The organism is Alteromonas sp. KS69 (genome assembly GCF_003989595.1).
Lineage (GTDB): Bacteria > Pseudomonadota > Gammaproteobacteria > Enterobacterales > Alteromonadaceae > Alteromonas > Alteromonas naphthalenivorans.
Window position 1 is genome coordinate 81,085 of the sequence record NZ_PYHU01000017.1, and the last position, 24,346, is coordinate 105,430.

The following is a 24,346-nucleotide window of genomic DNA, read 5'->3' on the forward strand; positions in this document are numbered from 1 at the left end:
CTCCATTTATTGAATTTCTCATTATGTATAACGTATCGATTATTGGTGCCAGTGGTTACACCGGCGCACAGCTAGTTCAATTAGTTCATCAACATCCTGCTTTGTCGCTTGAGGGTACTTATGTTTCAGAAAACAGTGCCGATGCGGGAAAAAACATTGCGGCTCTTCATGGCAACCTAGCACACCTCAACTATACGTTGACGCCTATTAGTAATGACATATTAGTAGAGTTGGCGACGGAGATGGACTTCGTATTACTGGCCACGCCACATGAAGCCAGCCACGATTGGATGGAAACCTTGTCTGCGGGCAAAGCAAAAATACTCGACTTATCTGGTGCGTTTAGAATTAAAGATACCCAAGTCTTTGAGCAGTTTTATGGTTTCCCTCATACCGCAACAACAAGTTTGAAAAAAGCGATATACGGGCTGGCTGAATGGTACGAAGACGATATTGCACAAGCCGATATTATTGCCGTACCTGGCTGCTACCCAACTGCGAGTTTGTCAGCGCTAAAACCTTTGGCTGCGAGTGGCCTATTAGATGATGCGGTTCGCCCTGTGATCAATGCGGTATCGGGTGTATCCGGTGCCGGCCGAAAAGCCAGCCTAACGTCAAGCTTCTATGAAGTGAGCTTGCAAGCTTATGGTGTGCTCGGTCATCGCCATACGCCAGAAATTGAAGCTTATTTAGCGACACCGGTTATATTTACACCTCATTTAGGCAACTTTAAACGGGGCATACTTGCCACTGTTACCGTTAAGCTTAATCAAGGAGTGACTAGCGCTCAACTAGATGCTGCATTTACCGAAGCTTATGCTAATGCGCCAATAGTAAGGTTACGTGCTAGCTTCCCCAAAATTGACGATGTGGCGCATACGCCTTTTGTTGATTTACACTGGAAGTTTGATGAAGCATCTGGTTATGCAGTTATTACGGCTGCTATCGACAACGTCATGAAGGGGGCAGCATCGCAGGCAATTCAATGCCTTAATATTATGACTGCCCAACCGGTTGAAACAGGACTCGTGCAATAATGAACAGTTCACCTGTAGTAATTAAAGTAGGTGGCGCGTTGCTAGACGACGCAGCCGCAATGCAAAAGCTATTTTTAAGCATTAAACAAGTTAGCGAATCGCGCCCTGTTGCCGTGGTTCACGGTGGCGGCCCTTTGGTTGAAACCCTGATGGCAAGTTTAGGTTTAGCAAGCACCAAAATTGATGGTCTTCGGGTAACGCCTGATGAACATATGCCTTATATCTGTGGTGCGTTGGCGGGCGCGGCAAACAAACAACTATGTGCTGCGGCGATTGCCTCAGGATTAACGCCCGTCGGCCTTTCTTTACTTGATGGCAATATGGTAGTGTGCCAACCGATGGCACAGAAGTATGGCGCTGTAGGTATTCCTTCAACTGCCGATGCTTCTTTCCTTAAGAGTGCGCTAGCGCAAGCCACCTTGCCGATAATAAGCTCAATTGGCAGCAGCCCTGAAGGGCGTTTATTAAATATAAACGCAGATCAAGCCGCCACTGTCGTTGCCGAGTTGCTTGATGCTGAATTGCTGTTGTTATCGAACGTTGATGGCGTACTTGATGCTGATAAGCAGCTCATTGAAGTGCTTAATCAAGACTCAATTGCCGAGCTTGCTCAAGCTGGGGTAATTACTGATGGTATGAAAGTTAAGGTAGATGCCGCGTTGCAGTCTGCCAATACCCTTGGACTCCCCGTTTATATTGCTAGCTGGACAGCTGACATTACTGACATTTTAAATAAGATTACGGGCACGCAGGTATTACCTACATCGCAAGCACCGGAACATGGCGTACTAGGAGACGCATTATGAAACAAGACCTACTGACTTTTTCCAATTGGACACCCGAAGCAATGCATAAGTTGTTGAATTTGGCTGTTGAAATTAAACAATCACCTTCAAGCTACAGCAATGTATTAGCCGGAAAATCGGTAGTCGCCTTGTTCGAAAAGCCATCTTTGCGTACCCGTGTCAGCTTCGATATTGGTATTAACCGCTTAGGCGGCCACATGGTGTATTTAGACAGCCAAAGCGGAAAGCTTGCTGGCCGTGAAGACGCGGTTGATATGGCGGCTAATCTTGCATGCTGGGCTGATGCTATTGTTGCTCGTGTATTTTCTCACAGCACACTAGAGCAGTTTTCTGCTGCCTCTAAAGTACCTGTAGTCAACGCACTGTGTGATAAGTATCACCCTTGTCAGGCATTGGCCGATTATCTCACCGTATTTGAACGTTTCGGTAAGACCCAAGGCCTTACCATGGCCTACATTGGAGATGGCAATAATGTAACCCACTCTTTGTTAATTGCAGGCGCGTTACTAGGCTGTAATCAAGTAGTGGTTACGCCAGAAGGTCACGAATGTGATGCCGAGATTGTTGCGCATGCTAAAAAGCTTGCTGAGCAAACTGGCGCGACTATTGTAGAAAGCTATGATGTTAGCGCTGCAAACGGTGCAGATGTCATCTACGCTGATACCTGGTTGTCCATGGGTGACGAAACACCGCTGGCTGATATCAAAGCGAAGTTTATGCCTTACCAGGTGAATGAAGCGCTAATGGAATCTACCGGTGCAAGCTATGTTATGCACTGCCAGCCAGCCCACCGCGACCTAGAAATTACAGGCTCGTTGATTGATAGCGACAAGTCGTTATTGATGCAACAAGCCGAAAATAGAATGCATGGCCAAAACGCCATTCTCACTCAATTATTAAGTGCCTAAGAGGACTCTTTTAGATGCAAAACGTAAAGAAAATCGTACTCGCCTATTCAGGCGGTCTTGACACTTCAGCCATCATTCCATGGCTTAAAGAAAACTATAACTGCGAAGTCGTTGCCTTTGCGGCCGATGTCGGCCAAGGCGACGAAGAGCTTGAAGGCTTACACGAGAAAGCGATTGCTTCTGGTGCTAGCGAATGTCACATCGTTGACTTGAAAGAAGAGTTTGTACGCGAATATATCTACCCAACGATTAAAACCGGTGCGGTATACGAAGGTGAATACCTACTTGGTACGTCTATGGCGCGCCCTGTTATTGCCAAAGCACAAGTAGAAATCGCCTTAAAAGTTGGCGCTGATGCACTTTGTCACGGTTGTACGGGTAAAGGTAACGACCAAGTACGTTTTGAAAGTACATTTGCGGCCCTTGCTCCACAGCTTACGGTAATTGCGCCATGGCGTGAGTGGGACATGGTATCTCGTGAAGACTTATTAGCTTATTTAGCTGAACGTAATATCGAAACTACAGCGTCTGCTACCAAAATCTACAGCCGCGATGCAAACGCATGGCATATTTCTCACGAAGGTGGGGAATTAGAAGATCCATGGCAAGAGCCTACTAAGCAAATCTGGACGATGACAGTTGACCCAGAAGATGCACCAGATGCGCCAGAGCGCGTCACGCTTTCTTTCAACGAAGGTGAACTTACTCACGTTGACGGTGAAGCCTTATCGCCTTACCAAGCATTAGTTAAGCTAAACACAGTGGCAGCTGCACACGGTGTTGGCCGTATCGATATTGTTGAAAACCGTTTGGTTGGCATGAAGTCTCGTGGTTGTTATGAAACACCAGGGGGCACGGTAATGCTTAAAGCATACAAAGCCCTTGAAACGATGGTGCTTGATAAAGCCGCGCTTAAATACCGTGAGCAAATTGGCCTTGAGTTCTCGCACGTAATGTACGACGGCCGTTGGTTCACAGCCTTAAATGATGCCTTACTAGCGGGCGCAGAATCTTTCGCTAAGAAAGTGACTGGCGACATCGTAGTGAAACTTTATAAAGGTCAGGCAACCGTTACACAACGCCGCTCACCTAACAGCCTTTACTCTGAAGATTTTGCTACCTTTGGTGCAGATGACGTTTACGACCAAAAACACGCTGAAGGCTTTATTCGCCTGTTCAGCCTTTCAAGTCGTATTGCTGCATTAAAAAATCAAGGTTAAGGAGTAACACATGGCATTGTGGGGTGGTCGATTCGAATCAGGCGCTAGTAGCATGTTCAAGCAGGTTAACGATTCGTTGCCGTTTGACCAAGTGATGGCAAGCCAAGATATTCAAGGCTCTATTAGCTGGTCTCGTGCACTGCAAAAAGCAGGTGTACTAACCACAGACGAACAAGCACAACTTGAAGGTGCACTTAGCGATTTAAAAGCGAAAGCTGACGCGGGTGAACTAGACTTCAACGCTTCTAGCGAAGAAGACATTCATAGCTTTGTTGAGTCTGCACTTATTGAGCAACTTGGTGACATTGGTCGTAAATTACATACGGGCCGAAGCCGTAACGATCAGGTAGCTACAGATTTTCGCTTGTGGGTACGTGAGCATATTGCGTCACTTCGTAGCGATGTAGTGGCCGTTATTCGCTCACTCCTTAATGCCGCAAGTCGTCACCAGGAAGCCATTATTCCTGGTTACACCCACTTGCAACGTGCTCAGCCTATACACTTCGCTCACTGGTGCTTAGCGTATGTTGAAATGTTCAAGCGCGATTTAAGCCGCTTAGACGATTTAAAAGTACGTATGAACCAGTGCCCTCTAGGCTCTGGTGCGTTGGCTGGTACAACTTACCCGGTTGATCGTCATGCTATTGCCGAAGAACTGGGATTTGACTCTCCGTGCTTAAACAGCCTTGATGCTGTTTCAGATAGAGATTTCGTACTAGAGCTATTGTTTGTCGCGAGTACCAGCATGATGCACTTGTCTCGCGTGGCTGAAGACATGATTTTCTATAACTCTGGTGAAGCGGGCTTCTTGCAACTTGGCGATAGCGTAACCTCTGGTTCTTCACTCATGCCTCAGAAGAAAAACCCTGACGCATTAGAGCTTATGCGCGGCAAATGTGGCCGTGTATTCGGTTCACTACAAGCCTTGCTTGTGACTATGAAGGGCTTACCACTTGCGTACAACAAAGATATGCAAGAAGACAAAGAAGGCGCTATCGACACGGTAAATCAATGGCATATTTGTTTGTGTATTGCTACCGAGGTGCTCGATTCATTGCAACTTAATGAAGACCGTTGCCGTGAAGCTGCCACACAAGGCTTTGCTAACGCGACTGAGCTTGCCGACTACTTAGTAGGTAAAGGTATTCCGTTTAGAACGGGTCATGATATTGCCGGTAAAGTGGTGCTAGAGGCCATTGAAGCAGGCTGTGCGATTGAAGATTTACCATTAGAAAGCTTGCAAGCAGTATGCGATAAAATTGAAGACGATGTTTATACCGTATTGCAATTAGAGTACGGCGTAAATCAGCGCAATATACTAGGTGGCACTAGCAAAGAAACAGTGACTAAAGCACTGTATCAAGAGCTAGAAAACCTAGATAAGCAAGGGTAATCACATGGTGCTTGCCCATCATGACGGCGTTAAACTTTTCAGAAGTTCACTGCCGTATATCAATGCTCATCAAGGGAAAACCTTTGTTTTGATGTTCGGTGGCGAAGCCATTGAACATCAAAACTTCCCCAATATTATTCATGACATTGCCCTGCTGAATACCTTGGGTGTTCGCGTGGTAGTGGTGCATGGTGCACGGCCGCAGATTGATCAACGTGTTGCGCTTCGCAATATTGAAGGTCGATTTGAACATGGCGTGCGTATTACCGATAAGCAAACCCTAGAGTGCGTTAAAGATGCCGCAGGCTCTGTGCGCTCACAGGTAGAAGCCTTACTTACCATGGGACTACCTAATTCACCGATGCACGGCGCACAAATTCGCGTGTGCTCAGGTAACTTGGTCGTTGCTAAGCCTATGGGCGTAAGAAACGGTATTGATTTTGAGAATACCGGCATGGTGCGTCGAATAGATACCACGGGTATTAATGACCACCTGAACGATGGCTCTATTGTGCTGCTCTCCCCTATGGGGTATTCCGCTACAGGGGAAGTATTTAATCTTTCCCATGAAGATGTAGCAACCCAAGCGGCCATTGCCCTTAAAGCTGACAAGCTTATTGTTTTCTCTAACTTAGACGGTATTTACAATAGTGAAGAAAAGTTACTTCGCACTATTGAGCGCCCTCAGTTAGAACAGCTTATTTTAAGCGGTAATATTACTACTGAAGATACGGTGTTAAAGGCGTTAACCACCAGCGTAGCAGCTGGTATACCTCGTGCGCACTGCATTAGTTACGAGAAAGACGGCGCGTTGCTGCAAGAGCTATTCACCCGCGATGGTACAGGCTCGCTGGTAATGGAGCACCACTACGAACAACTTCGTGCCGCGACTATTGACGATGTGGGCGGCATTTTAAAGCTCATTAAACCGCTAGAAGAAAGTGGTGTGTTGGTAAAACGCTCACGTGAACGCTTAGAAAGTGAAATCAATCAGTTTATTGTGATTGTTCGCGATGGCATGATCATCGCGTGCGCGGCACTTTACCTTTACCCCGAAGATGGCTGTGCTGAGTTAGCCTGTGTGGCTACCCACCCTGATTATCGTGGTAAAAATCGTGGTGAGCGAATTTTAGATGAAGTTAAAATACGCGCCCGCGAAGCGGATATCAATCGTGTATTCGTACTTACCACAGTGACTGCACACTGGTTCTTAGAGCAAGGTTTTGAACACGCAGATATTAGTGCTCTGCCTGAAGTGAAAAAAGAACTTTATAACTTTCAGCGAAACTCTAAAGTGTTCACCTTAAACATTTAGTAAAGTTATAGCGCGCTAAAGTGTTAGCGCGCCGTTTTTTAACACAGAAAATTACTAATAACTATCAGTTATTTAAAACAATATTCTCGACAAACAGGCTAGGCTGAGATAACGTTGACGATAGAATAATTACTCGGTTATATGTAGTGTTTAATCGTTGCAGTACGTTACTCAAACGTTATCTTCTTCTTGATGTAGAGCATGTTCGCGCCCCAGACGCTGATACATGGAAGCTTAGCGTGCTGCGAATTATCCTTCTTATCGGTGTTACCCTAACTTCAGCCATCGTACTGCACTCTTCTTATGCTGCCTATCAAAAGGGCATGTATTACGTGTTGTATCTTACCATCGGCTTTTCAGCATTACTTTACGCCACACTGGGGCTTCGTAAAGGTCAAATAAAACTCGCGTCAGCCAGCCTTACCCTCACTATTGTATTAGCCGGGCTGTGCATACTTTTCTTCACGATAGATATTGCCTCGGCTCGTTACGGCTTACTATTTTTCTTCACGCTTCCCATTATTTTACGGCTATTTTATGGCAATAAAGCTGCCATAATCGGCATGTTTTTGAACCTCATTCCTTTTGCGGTACTAATAAACAACCAGCCAATTGCTCCACTTTTCGGCATCGACATCACGTTACCCGACACTCACACCTATTTAAGTTCGCTAATATTCATGTTTTTTAATTTTTGCCTTCCCATGGCAGTGATTCGCGTGATGACATCATTGGAAAGTCAGTCATCGTTAAACTTGAAGCAAACGAAAAAGATGGAAAAACTGGTAAGTCGCTATCAAGAAATTTTTAACAACGGCGGCACCCCTTCCCTTTTTTGTGATCAACAAGGGAAGATATTACAAGCGAATAAAAGCGCCCGAAAACTGATTAATCAATTACCGGAACCCTGCCATTATATTCATCAACTTTTTGAGCTAAATGAGCCGCTAAGTGCAGGTCATCGGCAAAAGACACATATATCGGGCAATCCACATGCCACCTTCGAGCTTCAATCTGCCAGCCTTCAGCACCACAAAAAACAATTGATCCATTGCTTCGACGTATCTGAGGCAACGGAACATGACCGCAAGTTTGACGCTTTTAAACGCCAGCATTTTGAAAAGCATTATTACGATGAGCTCACCGGCCTGCGAAACCACCATTATTGGAATTGCAGTATTAATCAGCCCGTTCCCGCAAACACACACGCGGTCATGCTAAAACTTGCGAATTTACGTGACATTAATTTGCAGTATGGTTACACCCAAGGTGATAAAGCATTGGCCAGATGTGCGGCGCAGATACAAAGTGTGCTGCCCGCATCGGTGAACGTATATCGATTACCTGGCGCTAGATTTCTGGTCTCAAGTCAACATGACTCCCGCAAGTCCAAAGACTTTAATACTTGGCTTCGGAATAAGCTTCCCCGCACTATTCAGATTGATGACAATTTCGTAAAGCGAACTCAAACACTAAACTGGCTGGGCGGTTTTGTACATGTGAGCACCCCCCAGTCTCCCTCTCAGGTTACTGAGTCTTGTGCCATTGCCTTAAGCCAAGCCAGTCGCGACAAAGATTTCAGTCAGTTCGATAGCAATGTAGTAAAGCTTATTCGAAAAGACACGCAACACAGAGACAAGGTAAAGCGGTTACTCGACAACCGCTGTTTAGCGTTATGGCTACAACCTCAGGTTTCAATTGATAATGCAATTGTAGGTTTTGAAGTGCTTGCTAGGCTCAAAGATGATGAAGAAAATAAGATACTTCACCCTTATCAATTTCTTCCTGTTATTGAAAAGAACAACTGGCACATTCTCTTTACCCAAAAAGTGCTTAATAACACTATTGAGCTTATTGAAAACTGGCCAAGCAGTATTCCGCCAGTTCCTGTGGCTATAAATTTATCGGGCCCTGAACTCCTCAGTGATTTGTTCTACGAAAAATTACTGCGCCGCTATTCAGAGAGCGCATTTTTACGAGATCGCCTGAAACTGGAATTGACAGAAACGTCGGTATTGGCGAGCCACCAAGAAACAAAACGCAGGCTAACTTCATTGGCCAATGTGGGCGCGACTATTATTATTGATGATTTTGGAACTGGCCATGCGTCACTGTCGCAACTTATCGATATGTCTGCATCGGTGTTGAAAGTAGATAGAGAATTCATAGACCGGATAGATAGCTCAGAACGTCACCGTAAGATTGTTCAAATGACAATAGAGTTGGCAAAAAGCCTAGATATGCAGACCATTGCTGAAGGAGTAGAAACTCAAGCTCAGCTTAACTTACTTGTCGACATGGGCTTCACACTTTTCCAAGGGTATCTGTACGGAAAACCAGCCCCAATTGAAGCATGGCAGGGAATGGACAAGGCTATTACTGTAGGAAAACCTGCCGTTTAATAACAGTCTATAACAAATTTAAATACCTATTCTCTTGCATTTTCAAGCACTCCTCGCTTTACTGGTAAGACCAGAAGAGCGAGAATGATAGATGATCAAAGATATCAGCGTTACCTGTGAAGACAGTACTCACTTAACCGCAACACTCTACACACCGAAACGCGCTATTAAAGGCGCAGTAATGATAGCGCCTGCCACGGGAATTAAGCGTCAGTTTTACGCGGCGTTTGCTAACTATCTTTGTGAGCAGGGTTTTGGTGTGATTACATTTGATAACCGGGGTATTGCTGAATCGTTAAAAGGTAAGATTAAACACAGTAAAGCGTCGCTAGTCACCTGGGGGCAACAAGATATGCCCGCCGTTTTAGAAACCCTAAAAATACACTTCCCTAAGACCCAATATTTTTTAGTTGGCCATAGCGCAGGTGGGCAACTTTTAGGGCTAATGCCAAACGTTAACGACCTTACTGCATTTTGTAACTTCGGTAGCTCTTCAGGCAGCTTACGTAACATGCGAGCAGGTTACTTGCTCAAAGCGCACTTTTTCATGAATTTCTATATCCCTTTGAACAACTTACTTTTCGGGCACACTAAGTCTCACTTAGTCGGCATGGGTGAGCCCTTGCCTAAAGGCGTAAGCCGGCAGTGGCAAAAGTGGTGTAATGGTCAAGGGTATGTGAAGGAAGCCTTTGGTAAAGAAGTACTCAGGCACTGGTATGATGATATACGCCTGCCATCTAAATGGATATTGGCCACCGATGATGACATAGCAAACTTGTCGAATGTGAAAGACATGATTAGTGTTTTTCCAGAGCTCGAAGCGGATATTCGTCTGCTCAACCCCGATGACTATAAGCTTGCAGAGATAGGCCACATGAAGTTTTTCTCAAGAAAATGTCAGGCATTGTGGCCTGAGGTTAGTGATTTTCTATCATCACATAGTGTATTGTCCGCGTCCGAGACTCAATCCCCTGTAATATGAACCCAGTCTCTGCAGTATAATTTCCACAGAGACTGGGATTAAGCTTATCTAGTCGCAACTATCTGGGCTGGTGTGATTACCAAGGGACTAGGCTTGATCTCACAAAAATAAAACTATTGGGGGCTATAAACTAGCCCCTCGCTGGCAGGCACAAGCCCATTGCAAATCGACTCAAAATCGCTCGCTAGGCTGTCAATACTACGTTGGTTTTTGACCGTTAACCACGACGCAGTCCACATCATAGCTTCTTTAACAAAAGCCCCGCTCCTAGCGTGAAACACACTCGCACCTAACTCAGCCATTCTGGTTTGTATATGTGCAGGGGCAAAGAAAAACTCATCTTCCTTATCAGCGGTCTCCAAAGTGTTTGATGGGGCCTCATCGGCTTTAGCATCTTGCCAATGGGTTAATCCCACTTGCACATAGCGCATTAGATCATCGCCAAGCCTATTCTTAAGCCGCAGCTTTATCTTATTGTTGCCTGACATATCTACTACAATGCTGGCTTTGCTGGCGATGTCATCTAGGTTGTCGTAACAAACCACTTGATGGTAAACATCTAGTCCTTCAACAAACTTTTGGCTTTTACCTGAAGTCACACCTACTACGTGATAGTCATCTTTTCTAAGGGCATAAGCCAACCCTAAACTGGTTTTGCTTGATGCGCTTAATACAATCACCTGTTTTGGTTTAGGCATATTGCACTGGTCAATTAAATCCCACAGACAATAAGACGTAATATATAAAGGCCAAAGTAACATTTGCAGACTTTCGCGGTGTGTTTGCATTTCGTCAGCATGACTATCTAACGGGCGATACAGATTATATCCCTGTGGTAACGGCCTTCTATGCGCGCTGGTATCAATCAAGTTGTTTTGAGCAAAGGTGACAGAGTCCATATGAAGGTGTGTTGCAGGCGGGAAATACCCAAAATAGCGACTGCCTATGTCCACACCTTCTACACTAGATGCTGTTACCTTCCCTATTCCCCATACCGGAATAACGCCCCAATTTTCTTCGTTATTGTTTTTAGTTGAATGACTATTGATAGGTGGGAAAAACTGCCAATAGCCAAGCTTATCGCCCATCATAAAGTAGGTGAGATTATTAGCAGTAAACGCAAAGCGCTCAACCTCAAAGGCCACCCCTGCTTGGGTTAAGGGTAAGTCTTCACTCTGCACTACACGGTATTTACTTAACTCTTTTTTATTAACTTGAAACTGTTTCACAGCCTTCTCCCTTATTAGCTAAGACGCTAGTTTTCCACTTGCTTTTAACCCATGCATGTATTCCATTAGTTTTCCCATAGCAGGTTGCGACGCAGCTTTTAGACGCCCTAGCACTTGTAGTTTCGACATATCGTCTTTGGCCACACCATGAACAATTTTTGAAAAACCATCGAGCCTGCAATTGTGGATCCATGCACGAAGCTCAGGCTGCTCCCCCCAAATATGCATATTTCGCAGCATTGCTGCTGTCATAGGTACCCAATCAATATCACGATTAGGCAACGGGACAACTTGCGTCAGTTTCTGCTTTGTAGCTTCATCATCGTAGGCCGCCTCAACGTGCGCAATTAACGCTGCACTGAACACCGGCTGGTAAGCTCGCACGGTTTGCGGCGTAATAGTATTGCCTTCAAAAACAGGCTTTATCTCTAAATTGGTGAGTGCTGACGCCGAACAGTCCACCACCAATGCATCTTCTGGCATTGCCCACTGAGCATCCTTAAATGTAAGCGCCTCTTTTCCCACATGCGTTACTCTGCCATGGCGAATTATATTAGGTAAGGTTTGCAGCGCTGCCAGCTCGGCTTCACTTACCGTTGCACCATGGAACATTGCGGGCCTAACGTCTTTATCAATACGCAACATGACGCCCTTTTCCTCTAATTTATCGAACATGTCATCGATAGAGGTCGACTGTGCAATGGCTTCCATTTGGTTAGCTTGTGCGCCAATGGTATCGAAGAAAAAATCACTGAGTGGCTGGGTGTTTTTTCTATTTAGCAGCCATGCGTCACGAGATACCACCCAATGAATGTTTTCAGGATTTACAAAGTTGCTAAGCAACCATAAACACGTGTCAATCCCCGTTTTACCGCCGCCTATGACCACATAGTTTTTATGACCTCGTACTCGTTGGGTTAAGGTATTTACCGGTGTAAAATCAACCTCGTCGTCAAGGGTAAAACTGGGCTTGTGGGTAATAGGAATACTGGTTTTTAAGTAGGTCGCATCCACGATTTTTTTGTTGACGGTAACGTCGAAAGTTTTACCGCCAGTGATATTGGTAAATTTGCCGTCGCCTTCGTATTGGCTGAGGGGAAAGTATTGAACGCGCCCCGAAGGCAAAAAGGTTTCTTGCATGACTGAATCGAAGTAAGCACTCACCTCAGCACCAGAAGCTAAGCCCATCAAGCCCTCATTCATTCCTGTTTTATCAATCACTCCGCGATTTAGCTCTCGTGAACAAACACCATAGAAAGCAGAAGGCTGATGTAAGGTGACAAAAGGGTAAGCTAAGTTCCAATGGCCGCCAGGCTTGGCATATTTATCGACTATGATAATGCTGGCATCGGTTTCCCTGAGTAGTACATCGGCAAACGCCATACCTACCGCCCCACTTCCCACAATCAAATAATCGCAAGTTAATTGTTCTGCTTTCATATACTATGTCCTTTATGTATAAACCTGCCTGCTCGCGGGTTTAATAAATGTAGTCACGCTAATCGACAATCTAATGGAACGATTGAATATAACAGTGTTATATTCAATATATATAACGCCGTTATATTGCGCAACATGTAAATTCAATGTAAATGAAAAAAGATACTCGTCAGAAAATTTTAGAAGCTGCTTCAACCTTGTTTTTAAAGGGCGGAACTCACGCTCTTAGCGTTCGCGCTATTGCTGAAGGTGCAAGCATGTCTACAATTGGCATTTACAGCCATTTCAAAGGGAAGCAAGGAATTCTTGATGCCTTGTATATTGAAGGCTTTACGCTTGTCGATGAGATGATGAAGCAGTCTGAGGGTAATACCCCGGCAGATAGGTTGCTTAATGCCTGTGAACACGTACTTCAATTCTCAGAAGCACATGCAGCACATTACAATTTGATTTTTGGCTCTAACTTAAAAGACTACGCCCCGAGTGAAGACGCACTTGCTGCTGGAGAAAAGGCATTTATCACCTTAACTAAAGTAGTATCAGCGATAATTAAAAAAGAGATTGCTGTAGAAGAGCGTCAAGATATAGCCATGCAAATTTGGGCGCTGTGTCATGGTTATATCAGTTTAAACCAACATGAAATTCGCAATAGAATAAATTGGGTAGACTGGAAAGCACGGGCGTTAAATGCTATTCGCTTACATGTTTACGCGTTGGTTGCTGCGCACAACAGTCACTCATAAAAAGAGCACAAAGCAGCAACACATTAACCGGCCTATCACGAGTAGGTACGAAATAGGCGGCGGTTTATATGTTGCTAACTTATGCAGTGATCGAGGCTTATTTCGCTTCGTTTAGCGCATCATCGATGTCTTTCGCGCTGTGCCTATCTTTAAGCTGCGCATCGCCCCACGTACGATTAACAATCACGCCGCGCTGAACTGCAGGACGGGCTCCAACCTCAGTAGCCCAGCGTAGAACATGCTTGTAGTCATTAACTTGCAAGAAAGTGGCTGCGTCATAAAGATTACCGAGTACCAGATTGCCGTACCATGGCCAAATAGCCATATCAGCAATACTGTATTCCTCACCGGCAAAATAGGTATTTTTGGCGAGATGTTTGTCTAGCACGTCCAGCTCTCGCTTCACTTCCATGGTAAAACGGTTAATAGGATATTCCATTGGGTACGGCGCATAACTGTAAAAGTGCCCAAACCCGCCGCCCAAATAAGGCGCTGAACCTACTTGCCAAAATAACCAATTGAAACATTCTACTTTTGCAGCAGGGTCGTTAGGAATAAACACATTAAACTTATCCGCTAAATAACGAAGTATTGACCCCGATTCAAATAGCTTTGTTTCCGGTGTCGTCGATGTATCTACCATGGCAGGAATTTTTGAATTTGGGTTTATATCAACGAAGCCAGATGAAAATTGATCACCTTCGCCGATATTCACCAACCACGCATCGTAATCAGCGTCAGCAATACCTGCGGCTAAGAGCTCTTCCAACATGATCGTGACTTTTTGTCCATTGGGCGTTGCTAAAGAATATAGTTGAAGTGGATGCTGGCCTACGGAGCGTTCTTGCTCATGAGTGGCTCCCGACACTGGTCGATTGATGCTAGCCCACTTGTTACCGTCACCTTCATTTTGGCTCCATACTTTGGGCGGCGTATAGGTATTACTGTCAGACATATCAGATCCTTTTCTATTGCATTAGCATGATTATAAATTTGATGTGTGTGCTGAATAGGGAATTACAAGGGATAGGCTAAATGATATACGACCAAGCGCTTCTCGCTGGGACAATTCGCAAAGAAGGCAGAGTAAAATCGTTTTAAAGCGTATTTTAAACTGCCCCCGCGTTAATAAAAGGCGCGCAATCCATTGCCCGCAAACTGTGTGGTTATTCGGTGCGTGCTGTTAAAAAGCGTATTCGCTACAACTAGCATCACCAATAACCGAATTTTTTCTAACAAGTACTAACCGCTGTTTGAAAAAGCCTAGTCTTGTTCCAAAGAGGACAGTGCATCAATCAACATGCACGTATTGAAATCGTTCGACATGAGCTCGTTTGACACAAGCTCCTTAGCAAAAATGGTTTTGGTAAAATTCCTTACTATTGCAAACATACACTTCCTACCTGTGGGTATTGCTTTGAGGCGCAATACCGATGCAGCCATTACTTCACTCTTAACCTTGATTAAGCAGTATTTATGCCACCACAACAAAGGCATGAATATCAACACCTTACTCAAAATCATGGCGCAGGTAAGATAAGCGTCGTTGAGAAAATGTTGCACTCTCGCAACACTTTTTTACTGACTAAGCAAATAGTGGGAACGTGTGGCTAAAGCATGGAGTGAATAAAAGAATGCGTCAGAGCGAGTAAAACCTAACGGGAGGGATAAAAAAAGCAGCCCTAGGGCTGCTCTTATAGACTTTAATTAACACTTACACAAATGCGCAGGTTTAAATGCTAACGCGCTTGTATGGTCTGTATTCAGCTTTCCAGAAATTACGCTCAATATGGTCATTCAACGCATCGTCTGACAACTCAAGGGCTAGCCCTTGCGCCATTGCTACCTTACCTACTTCAAAGGCTATTTTACGGCTAAGCTCAGCAATAGCACCGAGTGGAGGCAATAAGGAACCCTCGCCGGTGTTTACCAAAGGCGACGCGTCTGCAAGTGCGTTACTTGCAGCCATCAGCATTTCATCACTAATTAATTTTGCTTTTGCAGCAACCACACCTAGGCCTATGCCAGGGAAAATATACGAGTTGTTACACTGGGCAATGGTAAATACTTTGCCTTTGTATTCAACTGGCTTGAACGGGCTTCCCGTTGCAATAACCACTTCGCCATCGGTCCATTCAATAACCTGCTCTGGTCGTGCTTCAACCTGACGAGACGGGTTACTTAATGGAAAGATAATCGGTAGCTCACAGTTTTGCTTCATGGCGCGAACCACCTGCTCAGTGAACAAACCAGGTTGCCCCGATACGCCAATAAGAATATCTGGCTTGGCACAGTGCATAACATCAAGTAGCGATGCGTAATCGCCGCTAAAGGTCCAGGTTTCAAGGTCAACTAACTGCTGATTGAGCTTTTGCTGGAAATCACGTAGGCCTTCCATGCCTTCGGTTACTAATCCGAAGCGGTCTACCATGAAGACTTGCTTACGCGCCTGCGCATCGCTAATACCTTCATGCACCATTTGCTGAATAAGCATTTCAGCAATACCACAGCCGGCTGAACCTGCCCCAACAAACACCACTTTCATGTCAGATAGCTTTTGTTGCTTCATGCGACACGCCGCTAAGATAGTGCCTAATGTAACCGCAGCAGTACCTTGAATATCGTCGTTAAAGCAACACACTTGATTGCGATAGCGGTTTAGCAATGGCATAGCATTTGGCTGTGCGAAGTCTTCAAACTGAATCATTACTTCAGGCCAGCGGCGTTTTACAGCCTGAATGAACATATCGACAAATTCATCGTAGTCTTCTTGCCCAATACGAGGATGACGTGCCCCCATGTACATTGGGTCGTTAAGCAACTTCTCGTTGTTCGTTCCTACATCAAGCATAACCGGCAAGGTGTACGCAGGGCTAATACCACCACAAGCGGTATATAAAGATAGCTTGCCGATTGGAATACCCATACCACCAATACCCTGGTCACCAAGACCAAGAATCCGTTCGCCGTCAGTCACTACAATCACTTTGACTTTACGCTTCGTGGCGTTACGAACAATATCATCTATTTGGTGGCGCTCTTCCCACGATACAAACAATCCGCGCGAACTACGATAAATGTCCGAGAACTGCTCACAAGCATCACCCACTGTTGGGGTGTATATAATTGGCATCATCTCATCAATATGCTTTTGAATAAGACGATAAAACAAGGTTTCGTTGTTATCTTGAATAGCGCGTAAATAGATATGCTTGTTCAGTACTTCGTCGAAACTACTGTATTGCATGTACGCACGCTCAACTTGCTCTTCAATACTTTCGTAACGAGGCGGTACTAAGCCTGTTAAGTTAAACGCAGCGCGCTCTCTCGAGGTAAAGGCACTGCCCTTATTTAATAGGGGCGTTTCCAGCAGCGAGGGTCCAGCATGAGGAATATAAAGATATCGATTTGAATCTTCTGACATGGGTTATCCGGTTTTATTTACAGGCAATTACTTAGCAGCAACCTGATGAGCGCGCTTTTGCACGCTCTTTATTAAAATATTTCTTCAGGCTCAGGCGTCGTTGTTTTATCTTGCGAGGCAGGGTCGACCACTTCATCATCAAGAACATATGAGGTGGGTTCGGTGCCTTGCAAGAAATATTCAAACAGTGTCGTATGGTCTGTCCTTCGGGTCAACTTACCACTGCTACGATCAATGCGAACACGTACTATCTTCTCAGGCACAGGGATCGGTGAATGCGGCTTCTCTGCCAATGCATATTCCATAAATCTTATCCATGCCGGACCTGCTGCTTTTGCACCGTCTTCAGTGCCAATTAACGCATTACCGATCCAATTAAATTTTTCAGGGTTACGATTAATGAGATTTTGGTTACGAGTGGCACGGCCTAGTTGTCTGCCCATGTTGTCAAAACCCACCCACGCAGTCGCAACGATATCTTTTTGGAAACCACTGAACCACGTATCTCTTGAATCGTTTGTAGTACCGGTTTTACCGGCAATATCGGTGCGCTGAAGAATATTTCGTGCACGCCAACCTGTACCAAGCCAATAAGTCTTCTTACTCCAATTCCCATTTGCTCGCACACCTGTACGCATCATCTCACCTACCAAGAAAGCATTTTGTGCGGTAATAACTTGCGGTGCACTTTGTTTTTCAGTTACTTCGCTTTCGGCTAGCAATACATCTTTATTAAGCTGGGCTTCAAGTAAGGCTTCGACATCAACCTCGTCATTGTCTACATCGCTTTGTGAGTCACTTTCTGGATAGCTTTCAGGTGCATGTGCTTTAGTGCAGTTGTCGCATGCCCAAACAGGATTGGCTTGCCACAACACTTGATTATGTTCATCCAGCACTTTAGCAATAAAGTGAGGGTTTACTAAGTAGCCGCCGTTAGCAATAACTGACATACCACGAACCACTTCAAGCGGTGTATGAGAGCTAGACCCTAAGGATACGGTTTCGTCTAATGGAATATCGTCTGGATCAAAACCAAAGCGAGTCAGATAGTCTGCCGCTTTGCGAAGCCCAACTCCCCGCAATAGACGAACTGACACTACGTTCTTCGATTTACCCAATGCTTTACGCATACGAATAGGGCCATCGTACTCTGCCGGTGAGTTTTGAGGACGCCACGCCACACCGGTCGCCGCATTCCATTGATTGATAGGGGCATCATTAATAATTGAAGCAAGAGTATAGCCACTGTCTATCGCCGCAGAATAAATAAAGGGCTTAATATTAGAGCCTACTTGTCGTTTTGCTTGCGTGGCACGATTAAACTGGCTTTGATAAAAACTGTATCCGCCGACTACCGCTTCAACCGCACCATTTTTTGGGTTAAGCGCGATAAACGCCCCGCTCACTTCAGGCAATTGCGCTATACGCCATGCATCATCTTGCTCGCGAATATAAATAACTGCGCCAGGCTGGGTAACATCCGATGCCGTTTCAGGCTCGCTGCCTTGTCTAAAGTCAGTGATATAACGTCTTGCCCAGTCTAGGCCTTCCCACGTAATCGTGCGCTTGTCGCCGTTTACATCAAGCACATCAATCGATTGTTGGGCAACTGAAAGCACAACTGCAGGCACAAGAGGCTTTATGTACGCCACTTGTGACAGCGCAGAAAGCATCTCGCGCTCACTCCAATCACTGGCAAGCAACTTGTCACTGATATCGGTATTTAAAGATAGCTGAGGCACTGGCTCATCTTGGCTGTCAGGCGAAGGGGCGTCCCATAAATAGCCAAGTGGTCCTTTGTAACCATGGCGCTCATCATAATCGTGTAGATTTCTTACCACCGCGCGCTGAGCAGCAAGTTGCAAGTCAGAACCTGCGGTTGCATAAACTTGATATCCACCAGTTTCCGCTTCATCTTTACCGTAAATATCGACCATTTCGTTATAGATGATGTCGGCCAAATAAGGGGCATCTACTTCAATTTCAGCCCCATGTTTACGCGCAGTGATAGGCGCGTTTGCCGCATTATCAAAGTCCGCTTTAGATATGTATTCTTCATCAAGCATGCGCAGCAACACTACGCGGCGGCGTCCTGCTGATGCTTCAGGGTCAGTAATAGGATTTAGCGCTGAAGGCGCTTTAGGCAGGCCAGCAATTGTGGCAAGTTGTGCCAGCGTGAGTTCATTAAGCGATTTGCCGTAATACACCTGGGCAGCGGCACCAAAACCAAACGAACGATGGCCTAGCTCCACTTTATTTAAATAGAGTTCCAGGATCTCTTCTTTGCTAAGTTCCTGTTCCATGTGCCAAGCGATAAATATCTCTTTTACCTTACGAATATACGTTTTTTCTCGACTTAAAAAGAAGCCTCGGGCAAGCTGCATAGTTAATGTACTGGCGCCTTGCCTTTTTTCACCCGTTATAATTAAGCTTAAAGCAGCACGAGCGATTCCGATGGGGTCAATACCGTGATGTTCAAAGAATCGACTGTCTTCGGTTGCCAATATCGCGTGGATTAATTGTTCAGGTACTTCCTCAAGTTTTACGGGGATCCGCCGTTTAACGCCATATTGGGAAATTAATTTTCCATCATGGGTATATATCTGCATGGGCGTTTGAAGTCTAACATCCTTAAGTACAGTAACGCTTGGTAGGTTAGGTTTGATATAAAAGTAAATACCAACAAGCGCGACAAAACCAATAAGGCCTGAGATGACAAAGAATAATAATAACGGTTTAATGTACTTCACAATTTAAGGATACCAAGGCATTTTTGCGAAAATGACGTATATTTTCATACGTATGTGTTATCAATAGAACCATACGCACAATAAAAACTGAGTAATATTGTACTTTAGAGCAATTACCATTGAAACCGGACACTTGTAAATGAAATCGCTGTTCAAGAAAAAGATGCCTCCCATTGTGGGTTTAGACATAGGCACACGTCAAATAAAAGCGGTATGGCTAGAACATTCAGTCAATGGCTACATGCTTCAAGGCTATGCTTGTGAATCTATCAATAAAGTGGCTTTTTCAGAGCGCGATATTAAAGATTACGAGGCGGTAAGTTTAGCACTTAAAAAAGTGCGTAACAGCTTAAAAACTAAAATAAAGCAAGCTAATGTCGCGGTAGCGGGTACATCGGTAATCAGTAAAATCGTTTATATGGAGCCCGACCAAAATGATTATGAACTTGAAAGCCAGATAGAAATTGAAGCTGACAGTCTTATTCCTTTTCCCCTTGAAGAGGTTTACTTAGACTTTGAAGAGCTTGGCCCAAGTGAAACACACTCTGGTAAGGTCAATGTTCTGTTAACGGCTGCACACAAAGATTTAGTCGATAGCAGACTGCTATTGTCTAGAGAAGCGGATTTCGAACCTAAAATTGTTGATGTGGAAAATTACGCGATTGGGAATGCCATCGACTTTTTCTACAATGGAAAAGTAGAAGATGAAGCCATTTGTGCCATTAATGTAGGTGCATCATTACTTCAAGTGAGCGTGCTACGTAACGGCAATGTTGTCTACACAAAAGAGCATGCATTCGGTCTAAATAACTTAATCAACGATATCAGCGCTATTCAAATGATTGAGCGTGAGGAAGCCGAACGTCTATTAATGGATGATTCATCATCTAACAGTTGGGTAGACGAAGTTTTACCTATCTTTGCCGCTAACTTACAGCAAAACATAAATCGTGCGTTACAAATGTATATGACGACATTTCACGTTGACCGCCCTGCAAAAATTTTACTTTGCGGCGGCGCTGCCACTATTCAACCTTTAGTCGACATATTACGCCAAGACTTAGGCTTACAAGTTGATGTATTCGATCCCTTCTTAGGCATGACTATGAACCCTAAGTTAGATTCTCAGCGGTTACGTCGTATCGCCCCACAGCTAACTATTGCTGCAGGCCTTGCTAGCCGGAGTTTCACATCATGGCACATGTAAACTTACTTCCTTGGCGAGAACAACAGCGCCAACATCAGAAGCAACAGTATCTAATGGGGCTCGTCGCCGTTGCCGCTATCGTGGGGTTAATTTTTTGGTTTATCGGTCAAGCCATCGACCAACAAATTAATCATCAGAATTCAAGAAACCAGTTTCTTGAACGAGAGATTGGCTTACTAGATGCACAAATAGCAGATATAAAAAATATAAAAGAAAGCAAAAATGCGATTGAACAGCGCATGGCCCTAATTGAGCAATTACAGGCTAGCCGAAATGTAGCGGCCATTATTTTTGATGAGCTGGCTAAAATCGTACCTGTGGGTGTGACCTTCCAATCCATGAAGCGCATAGGCAATAAGTTAGAAATTGAAGGCATCAGTGATTCAAATAACCGTCTTTCTGATTTTATGCGTTCATTAGACAACTCTGATGTTTTTGTGGGGGCTGAATTATCCTCTATAAAAGCTGACACCAATGCTTCTCGCGCAATAAGCACCTTCACGCTTACCTTTATGGTTAGCCCTTCGGTAGCACCGTTGGAGCAAGACGCTGAAGGGGAGACTAAACAATGAAGTTTGATGTAGAAAAGCTCAAAGAACTTAATGAACTAGACTTTGAGCAAATCGCAATTTGGCCCAACGAAGTACGCATCGTGGTTGCTGCTTTTGTGGCAATCTTAATTGGTGCGCTTAGCTATTATCTGCTTATAAGCCCTAAATTACCTATTCTTGAGGCCGCAGAATTAAAGGAACAAGAGCTTAAACTGCAATACGAAGCTAAGTACCGAATAGCGGTAAACAAAGAAGCGTACCGGGAACAGCTCGCGCAGCTAGAAGACGACTTTTCTTCCATGCTGAAAAGCTTACCGACTAGCAATGAAACGCCAGGTTTACTGGACGATATCACCTATGTAGGCACATCATCTGGCCTTACTTTTAAGCTATTGAACTGGCAACAAGAGGTACCTAAAGAGTTCTACACCGAACTGCCTATTGAAATTGAAGTCAGCGGCGGCTATCACCAATTTGGAGAGTTCGTCTCTAAAGTGGCTGGACTACCTCGTATTGTCACCTTGCATGACTTCGATATTTTACGGCAAAGCAATGGGCTCACCTTGCAATTGCAAGCGAAAACCTACCGTTCAGAAAATAGTACCGGTATAGGCGGAGGCTCTGACTGATGCGCTATTTCTTAGTTCTTGCCGCGGTTGTTATGATAACCGCTTGCTCACCAAAACTTGATGACTTGCAGGCGTACACACAGAGCGTGAGCGATAGTGCGGTTCATAATATTGAACCCTACCCTGAGTTTGCCACCCCTAAAACCTTTATATATTCGGCGGGCGAATTGCCTAGCCCTTTTGATTCGCCCAAAGAAAATACGCCACCACTAACACAAACTCGACAACAAAACTGTGTTCAACCTGACTTTGAACGCACAAAGCAGAAATTGGAAAGATATGGCTTAGACTCATTAGGGTTGACTGGAAACTTTAAAAGCCAAGGCGTTGAATGGGCGCTAGTCACTAGTAATGACGGTATTCTACATAAAGCCAAAATTGGCAGCCGCATCGGTTTATTTTACGGTAAAATCACTGGAATTAATCCAAACTCACTAACAATAGAACAGCTTATACCTGATGGCGCAGGTTGCTGGCAGAAAAAAGAGATAACGTTGAGCAAAACCTCAACGTCAGGAGAGAAAAAATAATGGCTGAGCGTTACTTATTTAACAAATCTTTAAATCGTAGAAGCTCTCGCTGGCCTTGGTTGCTGTGCTTTGCTGCCATTTGTACGGTAGTGATGGTTTATGTTTCGCCCGCCAAAGCGTTACAGCCCGTATTGTACGACCCAAATGACGACACCCCGTCAACGCGAATTACCGGCGTAGACTTTACCCGAGAAGCCAATAATACCGGCGTTGCGTTAGTCACCTTTGAAGGTGCTTCGCCTACACCACAACTCGTTGAATCTCAGGGAAAGGTCACCATTACCCTCGCTGATAGCGTGTTGGATGAAAGTCAGCTCGTTGAATTAAACGTGACAGAATTTTCCACGCCAGTATCAACCATTGAGACCTTTCAAGACGAAAAGAATACGCGCATAGAAATTCTCTACAGCGATACCGTGACCGCTCGCCACGCGATAGACGATAACGTCATTCGCATCAAAATTGAGCCGATGAGCTTGTCGCAACAAGAAGAGTTAGAGAACAAGAAAACCTATACGGGCGACCCTATCTCGCTAGATTTTCAAGACGTTCCTGTACGTCAGGTATTACAAATTATCGCACAAGTTAACGGCTTCAACTTAGTGACCACAGATACGGTGACCGGAAATGTCACCATAAGTCTATCTGGTGTACCTTGGGATCAGGCCCTTGATATGATTTTGCGCGTTAAAGGCTTAGATAAACGCTTAGAGGGCAATATCTTGTTGATTGCGCCAACCGAAGAGCTTACCGCCAGAGAGACCCAAGCACTGCAGTCGAAAAAGCAGGTATCTGATTTAGCGCCTCTTAGCACGGTAAATATCTCGGTAAATTATGCCAAGGCAGCTAACCTCGCAACTATCTTAAAATCTTCAGAGGGCGGCATTTTATCTGAGCGCGGGACAGTTACCGTAGATGAGCGCACCAACACGATGCTTATTCGAGATACGTTACCTTCCATTGATGAAGCAAGAAAAATGATTGATGCGTTGGACATTCCCGTCAAACAAGTATTAATCGAAAGCAGAATGGTGACCGTACTTGATAACGTGGATGAAGAGCTAGGCGTTCGCTGGGGCTTAAGCGATAGAGAAAGTGACAGTGGTGTTTCCGGGAGTATTGAAGGCGCTGAAACTATTGCAGGCGGCTCTATTCCGAGTATTGACGACAGACTAAACGTAAACCTTCCGGTTTCGGGTGCAACGGGCACTATTGGCTTTCAAATCGCCAGCTTGGTTGATGGCACCATATTAGATTTAGAGTTGTCAGCACTTGAATCTGAAAACAAAGGTGAGATTATCGCCAGTCCACGTATTACCGTGGCGAACCAACAAGAAGCATATATTGAACAGGGAACCGAAATTCCTTATGTTCAAGCTACCTCAAGTGGTGCTACGTCGGTTGAATTCAAAAAAGCGGTGTTATCGCTTCGTGTAACACCGCAAATTACGCCAGATAACCGTATTATTTTGGATTTAGTGGTTACCCAAGATACCCGTGGTGAAACCGTGTCTACTTCAACCGGTGATGCGGTGGCCATTGATACCCAAGAAATCAAAACTCAGGTCTTGGTAGAAAACGGTGAAACCATCGTATTAGGCGGTATTTTCCAGCAAACGAGTACCGATAGCGTGTCAAAAGTGCCATTATTTGGTGACCTGCCGTTTTTAGGTGTGCTGTTTCGGAATACTTCGGAGTTTCAAGAGAAACGTGAGCTACTTATATTTGTAACACCGAAAATAATTACAGAAAAACCGTAACAACCTATAATTCAAGGTAA

At 44.8% G+C, this 24,346-nt stretch carries 20 protein-coding genes; 15 read left to right on the top strand and 5 right to left on the bottom strand.

Going from position 1 to position 24,346, the window contains the following annotated elements; translation table 11 throughout:
* Nucleotides 1–23: 23 nt before the first annotated feature.
* The 8 genes from argC to C7Y69_RS12540 all read left to right on the top strand — a co-directional run bounded on the left by argC (nt 24) and on the right by C7Y69_RS12540 (nt 10,063).
* Nucleotides 24–1,037 carry an N-acetyl-gamma-glutamyl-phosphate reductase gene (gene argC, locus C7Y69_RS12505; RefSeq protein ID WP_013785644.1) on the top strand — a complete coding sequence of 338 codons (1,014 nt, stop codon included), beginning with the start codon at nt 24–26 and terminating at the stop codon, nt 1,035–1,037.
* Nucleotides 1,037–1,843, top strand: coding sequence for an acetylglutamate kinase (gene argB, locus C7Y69_RS12510; protein ID WP_126872932.1), 807 nt, complete (start codon nt 1,037–1,039; stop codon nt 1,841–1,843). The genes argC and argB overlap by 1 nt, the downstream gene beginning before the upstream one ends.
* On the top strand, nt 1,840–2,751 hold the full coding sequence (locus C7Y69_RS12515) for an ornithine carbamoyltransferase (RefSeq protein ID WP_126872933.1): 912 nt from the start codon (nt 1,840–1,842) through the stop codon (nt 2,749–2,751). The genes argB and C7Y69_RS12515 overlap by 4 nt, the downstream gene beginning before the upstream one ends.
* Nucleotides 2,752–2,765: 14 nt before the next feature.
* Entirely contained in the window at nt 2,766–3,971 is a 1,206-nt protein-coding gene (locus tag C7Y69_RS12520; protein ID WP_013785647.1) for an argininosuccinate synthase, read from the top strand.
* A 10-nt stretch (nt 3,972–3,981) separates the two neighbouring features.
* A complete protein-coding gene (argH, locus tag C7Y69_RS12525) occupies nt 3,982–5,364 on the top strand; it encodes an argininosuccinate lyase (RefSeq protein ID WP_126872934.1) in 1,383 nt (460 codons plus the stop codon).
* Nucleotides 5,365–5,368: 4 nt separating this feature from the next.
* Nucleotides 5,369–6,679: an amino-acid N-acetyltransferase gene (argA, locus tag C7Y69_RS12530; protein ID WP_126872935.1), complete on the top strand. Its 1,311-nt coding sequence runs from the start codon at nt 5,369–5,371 to the stop codon at nt 6,677–6,679.
* Between the two features lie 146 nt (nt 6,680–6,825).
* Nucleotides 6,826–9,081, top strand: coding sequence for an EAL domain-containing protein (locus tag C7Y69_RS12535; RefSeq protein WP_126872936.1), 2,256 nt, complete (start codon nt 6,826–6,828; stop codon nt 9,079–9,081).
* A 91-nt stretch (nt 9,082–9,172) separates the two neighbouring features.
* Nucleotides 9,173–10,063, top strand: a complete 891-nt coding sequence (locus tag C7Y69_RS12540) for an alpha/beta fold hydrolase (RefSeq protein ID WP_126872937.1) — start codon at nt 9,173–9,175, stop codon at nt 10,061–10,063.
* 113 nt (nt 10,064–10,176) lie between these two features.
* Here C7Y69_RS12540 and C7Y69_RS12545 read toward each other — a convergent pair whose 3' ends face one another.
* Nucleotides 10,177–11,292, bottom strand: a complete 1,116-nt coding sequence (locus tag C7Y69_RS12545) for a DUF2855 family protein (protein ID WP_126872938.1) — start codon at nt 11,290–11,292, stop codon at nt 10,177–10,179.
* 18 nt (nt 11,293–11,310) lie between these two features.
* Nucleotides 11,311–12,732 (bottom strand): NAD(P)/FAD-dependent oxidoreductase, encoded by a 1,422-nt coding sequence (locus tag C7Y69_RS12550; RefSeq protein WP_126872939.1) that lies wholly within the window; start codon nt 12,730–12,732, stop codon nt 11,311–11,313.
* Between the two features lie 152 nt (nt 12,733–12,884).
* Here C7Y69_RS12550 and C7Y69_RS12555 point away from each other — a divergent pair, with 152 nt between their 5' ends.
* Nucleotides 12,885–13,475, top strand: a complete 591-nt coding sequence (locus C7Y69_RS12555) for a TetR/AcrR family transcriptional regulator (RefSeq protein WP_126872940.1) — start codon at nt 12,885–12,887, stop codon at nt 13,473–13,475.
* A gap of 97 nt (nt 13,476–13,572) precedes the next feature.
* On the opposite strand, the gene yghU is transcribed toward C7Y69_RS12555, so the two are convergent.
* Complete coding sequence (gene yghU / locus C7Y69_RS12560; protein ID WP_126872941.1) at nt 13,573–14,430, bottom strand: glutathione-dependent disulfide-bond oxidoreductase; 858 nt, start codon at nt 14,428–14,430, stop codon at nt 13,573–13,575.
* 521 nt (nt 14,431–14,951) lie between these two features.
* On the opposite strand from yghU, the gene C7Y69_RS21575 reads away from it, so the two are divergent.
* A complete protein-coding gene (locus C7Y69_RS21575; protein ID WP_185864172.1) occupies nt 14,952–15,089 on the top strand; it encodes a hypothetical protein in 138 nt (45 codons plus the stop codon).
* Between the two features lie 118 nt (nt 15,090–15,207).
* Here C7Y69_RS21575 and C7Y69_RS12565 read toward each other — a convergent pair whose 3' ends face one another.
* Nucleotides 15,208–16,899, bottom strand: a complete 1,692-nt coding sequence (locus tag C7Y69_RS12565) for an NAD-dependent malic enzyme (protein WP_013785657.1) — start codon at nt 16,897–16,899, stop codon at nt 15,208–15,210.
* Nucleotides 16,900–16,970: 71 nt separating this feature from the next.
* The gene (locus C7Y69_RS12570) at nt 16,971–19,649 is read right to left on the bottom strand and encodes a penicillin-binding protein 1A (protein ID WP_126872942.1); all 2,679 of its coding nucleotides are present in this window, start codon (nt 19,647–19,649) and stop codon (nt 16,971–16,973) included.
* 139 nt (nt 19,650–19,788) lie between these two features.
* On the opposite strand from C7Y69_RS12570, the gene pilM reads away from it, so the two are divergent.
* Genes pilM through C7Y69_RS12595 form a run of 5 tightly spaced genes read left to right on the top strand, consistent with a single transcriptional unit; the run spans nt 19,789 to nt 24,326 of the window.
* Complete coding sequence (pilM, locus tag C7Y69_RS12575) at nt 19,789–20,856, top strand: type IV pilus assembly protein PilM (protein WP_126872943.1); 1,068 nt, start codon at nt 19,789–19,791, stop codon at nt 20,854–20,856.
* On the top strand, nt 20,844–21,428 hold the full coding sequence (locus tag C7Y69_RS12580) for a PilN domain-containing protein (RefSeq protein WP_013785660.1): 585 nt from the start codon (nt 20,844–20,846) through the stop codon (nt 21,426–21,428). The genes pilM and C7Y69_RS12580 overlap by 13 nt, the downstream gene beginning before the upstream one ends.
* Entirely contained in the window at nt 21,425–22,036 is a 612-nt protein-coding gene (locus C7Y69_RS12585) for a type 4a pilus biogenesis protein PilO (RefSeq protein WP_013785661.1), read from the top strand. The genes C7Y69_RS12580 and C7Y69_RS12585 overlap by 4 nt, the downstream gene beginning before the upstream one ends.
* Nucleotides 22,036–22,566: a pilus assembly protein PilP gene (locus C7Y69_RS12590; protein ID WP_013785662.1), complete on the top strand. Its 531-nt coding sequence runs from the start codon at nt 22,036–22,038 to the stop codon at nt 22,564–22,566. Before C7Y69_RS12585 ends, C7Y69_RS12590 begins: the two co-directional genes overlap by 1 nt.
* Nucleotides 22,566–24,326, top strand: a complete 1,761-nt coding sequence (locus C7Y69_RS12595; RefSeq protein WP_126872944.1) for a type IV pilus secretin PilQ — start codon at nt 22,566–22,568, stop codon at nt 24,324–24,326. Before C7Y69_RS12590 ends, C7Y69_RS12595 begins: the two co-directional genes overlap by 1 nt.
* Nucleotides 24,327–24,346 lie beyond the last annotated feature (20 nt).